The 10,653-nt window shown below is 59.0% G+C and carries 11 protein-coding genes and 1 tRNA gene; 11 read left to right on the forward strand and 1 reads right to left on the reverse strand.

Features of this window, described 5'->3' with window-relative positions; translation table 11 throughout:
* Window positions 1–7 precede the first annotated feature (7 nt).
* The 8 genes from hisD to FJW07_RS30605 all read left to right on the forward strand — a co-directional run bounded on the left by hisD (window position 8) and on the right by FJW07_RS30605 (window position 5,892).
* Window positions 8–1,300, forward strand: a complete 1,293-nt coding sequence (gene hisD / locus FJW07_RS30570) for a histidinol dehydrogenase (protein WP_140860313.1) — start codon at window positions 8–10, stop codon at window positions 1,298–1,300.
* Window positions 1,301–1,302: 2 nt separating this feature from the next.
* On the forward strand, window positions 1,303–1,788 hold the full coding sequence (locus tag FJW07_RS30575; RefSeq protein ID WP_140648026.1) for a UPF0262 family protein: 486 nt from the start codon (window positions 1,303–1,305) through the stop codon (window positions 1,786–1,788).
* Window positions 1,789–2,023: 235 nt separating this feature from the next.
* Window positions 2,024–2,473, forward strand: coding sequence for a low molecular weight phosphatase family protein (locus FJW07_RS30580; RefSeq protein WP_140860321.1), 450 nt, complete (start codon window positions 2,024–2,026; stop codon window positions 2,471–2,473).
* A 195-nt stretch (window positions 2,474–2,668) separates the two neighbouring features.
* Window positions 2,669–2,887 carry a translation initiation factor IF-1 gene (gene infA / locus FJW07_RS30585; protein ID WP_006200926.1) on the forward strand — a complete coding sequence of 73 codons (219 nt, stop codon included), beginning with the start codon at window positions 2,669–2,671 and terminating at the stop codon, window positions 2,885–2,887.
* A 127-nt stretch (window positions 2,888–3,014) separates the two neighbouring features.
* Window positions 3,015–3,641 (forward strand): Maf-like protein, encoded by a 627-nt coding sequence (locus FJW07_RS30590; protein WP_140648028.1) that lies wholly within the window; start codon window positions 3,015–3,017, stop codon window positions 3,639–3,641.
* Window positions 3,638–3,859 (forward strand): DNA gyrase inhibitor YacG, encoded by a 222-nt coding sequence (gene yacG, locus FJW07_RS30595; RefSeq protein ID WP_140706063.1) that lies wholly within the window; start codon window positions 3,638–3,640, stop codon window positions 3,857–3,859. Before FJW07_RS30590 ends, yacG begins: the two co-directional genes overlap by 4 nt.
* A gap of 164 nt (window positions 3,860–4,023) precedes the next feature.
* A tRNA-Phe gene (locus FJW07_RS30600) sits at window positions 4,024–4,099 on the forward strand.
* 86 nt (window positions 4,100–4,185) lie between these two features.
* Window positions 4,186–5,892 (forward strand): DUF6538 domain-containing protein, encoded by a 1,707-nt coding sequence (locus FJW07_RS30605; protein ID WP_140782043.1) that lies wholly within the window; start codon window positions 4,186–4,188, stop codon window positions 5,890–5,892.
* On the opposite strand, the gene FJW07_RS30610 is transcribed toward FJW07_RS30605, so the two are convergent.
* A complete protein-coding gene (locus FJW07_RS30610; protein WP_246680918.1) occupies window positions 5,850–6,212 on the reverse strand; it encodes a hypothetical protein in 363 nt (120 codons plus the stop codon). The two genes, FJW07_RS30605 and FJW07_RS30610, sit on opposite strands and share 43 nt — an antisense overlap.
* Before the next feature lie 581 nt (window positions 6,213–6,793).
* On the opposite strand from FJW07_RS30610, the gene FJW07_RS30615 reads away from it, so the two are divergent.
* The 3 genes from FJW07_RS30615 to FJW07_RS30625 all read left to right on the forward strand — a co-directional run bounded on the left by FJW07_RS30615 (window position 6,794) and on the right by FJW07_RS30625 (window position 10,533).
* A complete protein-coding gene (locus tag FJW07_RS30615) occupies window positions 6,794–7,684 on the forward strand; it encodes a hypothetical protein (protein ID WP_140860329.1) in 891 nt (296 codons plus the stop codon).
* Window positions 7,685–7,882: 198 nt separating this feature from the next.
* Window positions 7,883–8,791, forward strand: a complete 909-nt coding sequence (locus tag FJW07_RS30620; protein ID WP_140860337.1) for a hypothetical protein — start codon at window positions 7,883–7,885, stop codon at window positions 8,789–8,791.
* Window positions 8,792–8,922: 131 nt separating this feature from the next.
* Entirely contained in the window at window positions 8,923–10,533 is a 1,611-nt protein-coding gene (locus FJW07_RS30625; RefSeq protein WP_140860346.1) for a DUF927 domain-containing protein, read from the forward strand.
* The last annotated feature ends 120 nt before the right edge of the window (window positions 10,534–10,653 follow it).

Genomic DNA, 10,653 nt, shown 5'->3' on the forward strand with positions numbered 1-10,653 from the left:
AAGCGCAATGGCGATTACGCTCCGACACCAGGACGCCGATTTCGAGCAACGCTTTTCGGCCTTCCTCACCACCAAGCGCGAGGTGTCTGCCGACGTCGAGGCCGTGGTGCGCGGCATCATCGAGCGCGTGCGCGCCGAAGGCGACAAGGCGTTGATCGACTACACGCTCAAGTTCGACAAAGCCGATCTCAACGCGCTCGGCATCGCCGTCTCGAAGGACGACATCGCCAAGGCCTATGAGGCGGCCGATCCGGCGACCGTCGAGGCGCTCAAATTCGCGCGTGAGCGTATCCGTTCGCATCACGAGCGGCAGAAGCCCAAGGACGACCGCTATACGGATGCCGCCGGCGTTGAGCTCGGCTCGCGCTGGACGGCTATCGAAGCTGTCGGCCTTTACGTGCCGGGCGGCACGGCGAGCTATCCGAGCTCGGTGCTGATGAACGCGGTGCCGGCCAAGGTCGCCGGTGTCGAGCGCATCGTCATCGTCGTGCCGGCCTCGGGCGGCGTCATCAATCCGCTGGTGCTGGTGGCCGCCGACCTTGCCGGCGTTTCCGAGATCTACCGCGTCGGCGGCGCGCAGGCCGTTGCGGCCCTTGCCTACGGCACCGAAACGATCAGGCCGGTCGCCAAGATCGTCGGTCCGGGCAATGCCTATGTCGCGGCAGCCAAGCGCCAAGTGTTCGGCACCGTCGGCATCGACATGATCGCCGGGCCGTCGGAAGTGTTGGTGGTGGCCGACGCCGACAACGATCCGGACTGGATCGCGGCCGACCTTCTGGCGCAGGCCGAGCACGACATATCGGCGCAGTCGATCCTGATCACCGACAACGCCGAATTCGGCAAGGCGGTGGAGCAGGCGGTCGAACGCCAGCTCAAGGTGCTGCCGCGCGCCGAGACAGCGGCCGCGAGCTGGCGCGACTTCGGCGCGGTGATCCTGGTGCCGACGCTGGAGGCCTCGCTGCCGCTGGTCGACAGGATCGCGGCCGAGCATGTCGAGCTCGCTTTCGACGATGCCGAGGGCTTCTTTTCCAGGATGCGCAACGCGGGCGCCGTGTTCATCGGCCGCCATACGCCGGAGGTCATCGGCGACTATGTCGGCGGCTCCAACCACGTTTTGCCGACGGCACGCTCGGCGCGTTTCTCGTCAGGTCTGTCCGTGCTCGATTTCGTCAAGCGCACCTCGATCCTGAAGCTCGGGCCGGATCAGCTCAAGGCGCTGGCGCCCGCCGCGATCGCGCTTGCCAAGGCGGAAGGCCTCGATGCCCATGCCCGCTCCGTCGCGATCAGGTTGAACATGTAGCGATGTCCGGCCACGACCAAATCCGCGACAGGCTGATCGACGTCGAGCTCGACGAATCGATCGGACGTTCGACGCCCGACGTCGAGCACGAGCGGGCCGTGGCGATCTTCGACCTCATCGAGGAGAACAGGTTTCGGCCGATCAATGATGACGGCGCCGGTCCATACAGGCTGAAGCTTTCGCTGGCCGAGTCACGTCTGGTCTTCGCCGTCAGCCGTGAAAACGGCGCCGAGGTGGTCACCCACATCCTGTCGCTGACGCCGCTGAGGCGCATCGTCAAGGACTACTACCTGATCTGCGAAAGCTATTACGAGGCCATCCGCTCCTCGACGCCGAGCCATATCGAGGCGATCGACATGGGCCGGCGTGGCCTGCACAATGAGGGCTCGCAGACGCTGATGGACCGGCTCGCCGGCAAGATCGAGATCGACTTCGACACGGCGCGCCGGCTGTTCACGCTGGTCTGCGTGCTGCACTGGCGAGGCTAGATCAGGATGACGTTTCGTTGAAACACCGTCCTGATCCAGCTCTTTGTCGGAGCATGATCTTTTCCGAAAACCGGTTCCCACTTTTCGGGATCATGCTCTTTTGTTGGAGCATGATCTTCTCCAAAAACCGGTTCCCACTTTTTGCGTGCGCTGACCTCCGGTTCGGGATCATGCTCTCTGGTTGGAGCATGATCTTTTCCAAAAACCGGTTCCCACTTTTTGGGACCATGCTTTAGTGGCCGCCCTGTCTCACTCGATCCTGTTCCTGTGCGGCATGAACGCCGTGCGCTCGCCGATCGCGGAACAGTTGGCGCGCCGCATGCTTCCGGCCACCATCTTCGTCGCTTCCGCCGGCGTGCGCGCCGGCGAGCGCGATCCGTTCGTCGACGCGGTGCTTGCCGAAGATGGCCTGTCGCTCGGCGAGCGCCAGCCCAGGACGCTGGAGGAGCTCGAAGACGACTATTTCGACCTGATCGTCACGCTGGCGCCGGAAGCGCATCATGCGGCCCTCGAGCTCACCCGATCGCTCGCCGTCGAGGTCGAATACTGGCCGATGCCCGACCCGACCGACACCGGCGGCACGCGCGAGCACATCATGGCCGCCTATCGCGACGTGCGCGAGCGGCTGAAAACCCGCATAAGTCGACGTTTTGCGGCACCGGGGGCTGAAAGCGCCCCGGATTAAGCTTGTTCACAAGCGGATGATTATCATATAGGTTCCGCGCAAATTCCGGTTGGAGTCGGGTGATTTCAGGTCTGTTCGACCTGAAATCACCCGACTCCAGATCAAGAGTAGAGCATGATGTCGTCCGAAAACCGCTTCACACTTTTCGGCATCGTGCTCTAGGCGCCGGAACGCCCATCCAAGCAAAGGTATCGAATGCCGAAGGAAGAAGTCCTCGAGTTTCCAGGTGTGGTCACCGAACTGCTGCCCAATGCGATGTTCCGCGTGAAGCTCGAAAACGAACACGAAATCATCGCCCACACGGCCGGCCGCATGCGCAAGAACCGCATCCGCGTGCTGACCGGCGACAAGGTCCTGGTCGAGATGACGCCTTACGACCTGACCAAGGGCCGCATCACCTACCGTTTCAAGTAACAGTCCGCGCGAAGCTAGAGCCGGATGATTTCAGGTCTGTTCGACCTGAAATCATCCGGCTCCAAATCAAAGAGTGGAGCATGATGTCGCCCGAAAACCGCTTCACACTTTTCGGCATCATGCTCACATGAGCATCCTGCAGAAGCTCGTGCTTGCCTCGGGTTCGCCGCGCCGCATCGAATTGCTGCAGCAGGCCGGCATCGAGCCGGACCGGGTGCTGCCCGCCGATGTCGACGAGACGCCGCTGCGCGCCGAGCATCCGCGCTCGCTGGCCAAGCGCCTTTGCAAGGACAAGGCCGAGAAGGCGCTGGCCTCGCTGAAGAGCGAGGAGGACTATGCACCCGCCTTCATCCTCGCCGCCGACACGGTGGTGGCGGTCGGGCGGCGCATCCTGCCCAAGGCCGAGACGATCGACGACGCCATCAACTGCCTCGGCCTGCTTTCCGGCCGCTCGCACCGGGTCTATTCCGGCATCTGCCTGATCACGCCCGGCGGCAAGCTGCGCCAGCGGCTGGTGGAGACAAGGGTGCGCTTCAAGCGGCTGCCGCGCGAGGAGATCGACGCCTATGTCGCCTCGGGCGAATGGCGCGGCAAGGCCGGCGGCTATGCCGTGCAGGGCCTGGCCGGCTCGTTCGTCGTCAAGCTGGTCGGCTCCTACACCAATGTGGTCGGCCTGCCGCTCTACGAGAGCGTGGCGCTGCTTGCGGGCGAAGGCTTCAAGGCGCACCAGAACTGGCACGCTTCGCGCTCATGAGTCTGGACGACAAGGTCACGCCGCTGAGGCCGAAGCGGCCCTGCCCCGAATGCGGCAAACCCTCGGCGCGCGAACACTACCCGTTCTGCTCGGCGCGCTGCAAGGACATCGACCTCAATCGCTGGCTGAAGGGCGCCTATGTCATCCCCGTCCGCGACGGCGAAGAGGAAGAAGAGGACAGCCCGAAGCCGGGCCCGACGCCCAAGGACGAGCCGTGAGCGCAGCCGGCGACAGGCCGTTTCCCGGCGATTTTTCTTTCCTGACGAAATCAACACCTAGGCGCTGGACAGGCAGGATTCCCGTGCTATAACCCACGCGCTTTCAAAGGGCGCCGCCGGCGCCTTCGCGAAACCCGGCAGGCGCATTCCGTTAGCCGGCACAGGCCCAGATAGCTCAGTTGGTAGAGCAGCGGACTGAAAATCCGCGTGTCGGTGGTTCGAATCCGCCTCTGGGCACCATCACCTTCTTAAGGTGTTGACGCAGCTGAAAAACTAGCAAAATTATATGCTTAGGCCTGCCCGACTGCTACACACGGGTGCTACACATGGTCCTTGCTATGAGCCGTCCTGTCAAACATCGTAAGACCGGGGTGTACTGGTTTCGAAAGCGCCTACCGGCGGACATAACCGCGCTCACGGGCCGAAAGGAAGTCAACAAGACGCTCGGGACGAAAGACCCTGAAGAAGCCAAGCGAAAATATGCAGAGGTGCTCGCGGAATTCGAAGCTGATTGCTCGCGAATTCGGCTCGGTTCCGCTGACTACCAACTGAGAAAGCAATCCACCGAGGGAAGCCCGTCCCCGACACGTCCCATCACCGACCGCGAGGCGCACTCCCTAGCCCAGACGGTTCACGATGAATGGCTTGCAAAATTCTATGACAGTCCGAGCGAACAGTTGCACTGGCACCCCGACTTTTATGACGGCATGTGGACCGATTATCCCTTGCCTTCGACCGATCCAGTTCCGGGAGTGGAAGGGATCTCTGACCCGATCCCAGGAGCGATGCCGATCGAGAATATCTTTTGGAGGTCGATGAGGGCCGGATGCATTAGCAGGGCCAAAGACATACTTCTCGAGAATGATTTTCCCACCGATCCATGGAGCATCACGAGAACCGCGCGGGCGGTCGGCGCTGCTTTCCAACGAGCCAGCTTGACGCTGCAAAAGCTTGAACGCGGGGACTATGAATCAGAACCGCGGCCAGCCGATCGAGCTCATCGTTCGGCAGAATCTCGACTAGCGGACGCGACGAATGCAACGGCGAAATCTGATTCAGCCACGCTAATGGAGTTGGTCGAAGGGTGGTGGAAAGAGAACAAGGCCGCTGGCCGGAAGCCGAGCACCTATGACAGCTATCGAAATGCGTTTGCCTACTTTGTCGATTTCCTTGGCCACGATCACGCAATGAAAGTCACGGCCAAGGACGTTATTGGATTCAAAAATCATCGGCTGAGCACCCCCTCGCCTAAGACCGGCAAAATGGTTTCGGCGAAGACAGTCAAGGACAGCAATCTGTCCGCCTTGAAGGTTGTCTTTGATTGGGGAGTTGCAAACGGGCTTGTCACCCATAATCCGGCGGCAGGCGTGACCCTGAAGGTGGGAAGGACGGCCCGGCTTAGGTCGAAGGACCTTTCAGACGAAGAAGCCAAGGCCATACTTTCTGGGGCCTCAGCTCATGAGCAAGGTCACGAAAATTGGAAGACTTTCCAAGCCAAGCGGTGGATTCCATGGCTTTGCGCCTTTACCGGAGCCCGAGTTGGCGAGCTTGCCCAGTTGCGAAAACAGGACGTGTTCCAACGTGACGGCATTTGGATAATCCACATCACTCCCGAGGCTGGAACGGTCAAGACGAATGAAGCCCGGAATGTGCCTCTCCATCAACAAATCATCGACCTCGGGTTTCCTGCCTTTGTGCAGGAATCTGGCGATGGCCACTTGTTCTTGAATGTCGATCCAGCCGAAGACAGTCGAGGCGCGCGGCGAGGTCTAAAGAACCGCCTAGCCGAGTTCGGTCGTAGCTTCGTTCCCGACCCGAGGGTAGCTCCTAACCACGGCTGGAGACATCGCTTCAAAACAATCGGAATGGAAGTTGGAGTTCCACCACGAATCCTTGACGCAATTCAGGGGCAGGCACCTAGGACGGTGGCCGAAACCTACGGCGAGGTCACTCTCAAGACAATGGCGGCCGCGATTGCAAAGCTGCCCCGCTATTCGCTGGCGGCTACTATTCGCAGCCCATCTTCCACTTGAATGGCAATCGTCTCGGTGGTTTCCGGAGTGCCAGTCCGGTGCTTGGCGATTGCCTGAAGCTTGCTAAGTCGGACCGTCCGCTGCCCATTCTTTTGGATCTTTCCGGCCGATTGCCAAGCTGGTTCTCCAGGGCCGTCATAGACAATCTCAGCAAACTCTGGCGAGATCACGCGTAGGACTACAAGGCGAGTACAGGTTCCATACAGGGCTACCGATTTGCCTCCTGTCATTTTGATCTGGACATCACCGTTCAAATCGAATGCGTCATGTCCCGGATGCGAACCCGGATATAAAGTGAGGCCGAGCGCTTCTGCGGCCACGACCTCTCCTATGGACCCTACCAGATGCCCATCAGGAGTGAATTTGCGACCGGGATAGCGGGCTTCCAACAGCTCAACGGCTCGGTAAATAGCTGCGACAGGCTCAGGTAGTCTAACTCGCATCTCAAACCTCTCTCGAAACCGCAGCCACGAACGTGCAGGGCGGAAAAATATTTTTGCTTATCTCTTGCAAGATACACAGGACACTCACTAAATCCTGCTACAAAGAAGAAGTCCAAAAGCCTGCCAATCAGATAACGAGCTGCGGCCTCCGATAACGGCCCGCCGCAGTCCCAAGGGGGAACGGCCCCACCGCAATCGCGGGCCATCTGATCAAACCCACGACCGAAACCCGGGAGTGGCGTTGGTCAGTGGCTTTTGGCCAGTTGCCTTCGCTGCTCTCATAGCGAGAGCCACTTTATGAAAAATCTCAGAACTCAGTCGTATCCAACGTCTCTCAATTGGACCACGTTCATTGGCAGTCGCGCTATCTATTGCCGACCTGCCTGTCGTGTCGCCGGTCTGCGAGCCTTCGCCCATGTCGGTATGCATTCGAGCATATCTGATCGCGGAGGCGCAAAATGAGGATAATCTCCAACCATGCAGCAGAGGATCAGAATCCTCGCGTAACGCGAAGTTCAACGGACGGTTCTCAGCACTCAACGTCTGATCACAAGATTCCAACGGCCGATTTTGTGAAAAGCGATCCTATCGGCGCGCTGATTCTGTGTAAGGAGGCCTGGATTTCATTCCAGAAGACCACCAAGGAAGTAGACATCGAGCTCTGTCAAGCTTGCTTTGTTGCAATGGACGAATTTCGTCGCGATGATTTAAAATGGAAGAATTTCGTCAAGCATATCAACGAGTCTAAGCTGGTAAAGCGAAAAATTAACCCGAAGAAGTCGTCCGACTATAGGAACACGATTGTCGCCCAGTTTGTTTTTGGGTTCAGAAAAAGCCGCGACCGAGCCTACAAGATAGCCCGTGTTCTGGACTTCGTGCGCCTGCGAACGAATGACCCAGAGGTTCTAAGGTCCAGAATTGAAAAGGCTGGCGGCATCGAAAGCCTCTACAAGGAAGCCGTCGAAACGCTTCCGTACCTCGGAAAAGACCGCGAAACCAAGCAGAAGATGCGGTCCGCCTATGCGACCAAAGACCACAAAACGCTGGCTGCGCTGGTTGGCAAGGGGTCTACCATTTCCGATGAGTTGGATAGCGGCGAGAGCGGCGAGCCCGACGAAGGTGAACCTTCCGATATGGAGACTTCAGCGACGACGTCGCCGGTGATCGAAGAGTTTTCCATCGAGGTCACAGAGAAGCAATTCACGAAGCTGATCTCCATGGGTCGGGGCGACAAGCGACATCTCACAATTGAGTGCATCGGTGAGCTTGGTGACGGCTGGAAACGCTTCAAGCTAATTGAGACGGAGCCGGTCGAACTCGCGAGCATCGATGACGAGATTCCCTTCTGACCTCGAAGTAGAGGGCGGATTGAGAGGCTTGTAGCTCCTGCGTAAAGCCCGATTGAGGGCTGCGACTGCCTGCAAGGTCGAAGACGCCCTTACACGGAAACTTCAGACTGCCGGTTCCGAAAGGTGCCTGCAGTCTGGGTTCAGGATCTTACCTTACCTGCGCTGTTCCACCGAACAATCTGACTGGGCATTGGGCAAATGAAGCTCTCCAAGTTCATCTACGACCACGAATTTGATATCCGCGATCGGCTCAAGGCCATTGTGAAGGAGGCCAAGGCTGCGGCAGAAGAGACCGGGCGTCGTCACAAGGGCAAGGCATCTTTCGTCAGGTTTTCCATTAGCGGGTTGGCGAGAAGGCAGGCCAAGGCCGTCCATGACGTCGGGGCCGCTGGTCTCGACGTTCGCACCTACAAGTCTGCTATCCATGACGGCTTCGACAGCCTCAGCCGGGGACCGGCGAAAAGTGCCGCCTGCGTCTACGAGCGCTTCCGCGCCCGATTGACGATGCTGGCGAAGATCGCACCGTTGTTCGCCGACGGCGAGAACGTGCACACCGTCGCGCTGGCTAAGATACGCCACCGGCTGCCGGTGGGATCACTTCACCATTTCCGGCCGACGGCCGCCCTGAGGATGGTCAAAATGATCCATCGGGAGCTGCGACGGCGCGGCATCGCATCCAAGGTCTTCGGGGTTGTGGAAGTGTCGTTGATCGAAGAGGACGGTGCACGGCTCTACGAGCCGCACGTCCACATGATCATCACCGGGCCGACGCGTGAGGAGCTATCGGCGGTGGTCCCCGGTAGCCCTCGCTACGACTCTCAAATTGACACGGTTTACCACGCCGGGGGCTCTGGCTTGTACTTCACCAAGTTCGAGGCCGAGGAACGGGTCGGTTACGAGGATAGGCGCGGTAAGCAAAATCGGCAGCGCAACAGGATGCAAGCATCCAAGCGCGCTGAATGGCTTGCATGGTACGCGAACCGCGGCATGGCCGAACTCATGATCCTGATCGGCTTTCAGCCCCGTTTGATGCGGCAGTTCATGAGCGCCGATTTGCGCGAGCTGGTTCGCGAATTCCTCGGAATACGACGTCGGGAGCATGGTTGATGCCTTCAAGGGGCATGTTGGAGGTGAACCCTTCATAACTGCAACTGGTGACGAGTGATACCGAACGCCAATTTCGGCGAGCGCACAACTTAGGTGGGAAAGGTGGGAAGGTGGGAAATCCGAAAAGAGAGATGCCAGCAGACGGGGAAAAAGTCAGAACTGAACAGTTAGCAAATGATCCGCGCGTTCTCGACAAGGTGCAGGATCAAGAGGGCCAGATTCACTATCGCTACGGGACGGACAGGGTCGCGTTGTGGTTCTCGGCCGACGATGTGCTCAATAACCCGAAGAAGGTGTTCGGCGCTCTGGTGAAGCGCGGATTCGGCTTTCACTCGCGCAAGCCCCAAGATGCTCTGTTGGCCGCGTTGGATGAGTATACGAGCATTCGCGAAGCCCTCGTCGCCAGCAGGCCGGGCTGGGTGAATGACGCCATTTATGTGTTCGGCGACGGCACGCTTGTGCGAGAAGATGGGCTCGACAGCGAAATCCTGATCACCTTTGAACTTGACGGCCGGTTTACGCCGGTTGGGGAAATCACGGCATGGAAGGCCGGTGTCGAGAAGATAGTTGGTGGCGAACCACTGGCGACCTTCTTGCTGAGCTACGCTTTTGTTGGCCCGCTGCTGCGTTTCGCCCCAGCTTACATCGTCAACCCTTCTGTCGAGCTGGTGGGGCCAGCCGAGTGCGGCAAAACCACGTTCGCGATCCTGGCGGCGAGTGTCTACGCGGGAGACCCGAACAGCGAAGTAGGAGGTGGCGATACTTGGAACTTCAGCGAAATGTCGTTCGACGAACTTCGAAGCCCACGCCGCGACTCGTTGCTTTTCCTTGATGAGCAGAATGCTATGGACATGGCGCTCAAGGCGTCCGGCAAACTGGCGTTCAAACAGTCATCGTCTTCGGGCCGACGCAGGCCGGGGGAGAGTCCGGACAAGGGGGTCAGGCTAGCCCTACTCTCAACAGCAAACGAGGCTTCGAGGGACGCGATGCAAGGTGCAGCTGATAGCGTTGCCGCAGCGGGCAGCCGTACATGCACCATCAAGTTTGAGGGCCCGATCATGACGGTATGTCCCGAGGGGTATTCTGAACCGCAGGAGGCCATGAACGATCTGAGAGAGTTCTGCGATCAAGAATATGCCACAGCGGGGCGCAAGTTTGTCGCGGGCGTGGCGAAACACGTCAAGGAACACGGAGCGGACGCCCTTCGTGAACAAATCAGGCTGTTCATCGACGAATTTCGGTCCTGGATTCCATCCAAGAAGGCACCGGCCCGAGTCGTCAACACCTTTGCTCTGACCTATGCTGCAGGTCGGCTCGCCCGCAAATGGGGAACGCTTCCTGCATTCGAGCAGCCCGTTGCCAAGGCCGTACAAACTATCTTCGATCTGGCCAGCTCAACGACGGTCACGCCCGAACCGAAGGACATCAATTGGGCGTTGAAGCGCACTCGCTCAGTGCTCGACAAGAACACGGACGGGATAAAAGACTTGAGCGAAGGCGGCGGTCTTCTTTTGTGGGGGCCGCCATTTGCCTACCGCAAGACGGTCCGGAAAATCGCGACTTACTATGTCCCCACAAAGAACTTGAAGCGGGCATTGGGCCCGGACTGCCAACTAGTTCTTCAGCGACTCAAAGCTGGCGGCAAGCTCAAGTCCGAAGGGGGCAAAAAACCGAAACTCTCGATCAAAGCGCCCACGTTTGTGCCGTTGGATGGCGAAAGAGTCTATTGCATCACGCTGTGAGAAGGAATCTCGGGAGCAGCCATTGAGTCGTATAATCTTACGTTTGGCCAAAGATGCAGGAGAGGATAGAGATGGAGATTGACCGTAAAAGTTTGCCCAGGGCCTTTGCGACCTCAGTGG

This window comes from Mesorhizobium sp. B3-1-9 (assembly GCF_006439595.1).
Lineage (GTDB): Bacteria > Pseudomonadota > Alphaproteobacteria > Rhizobiales > Rhizobiaceae > Mesorhizobium.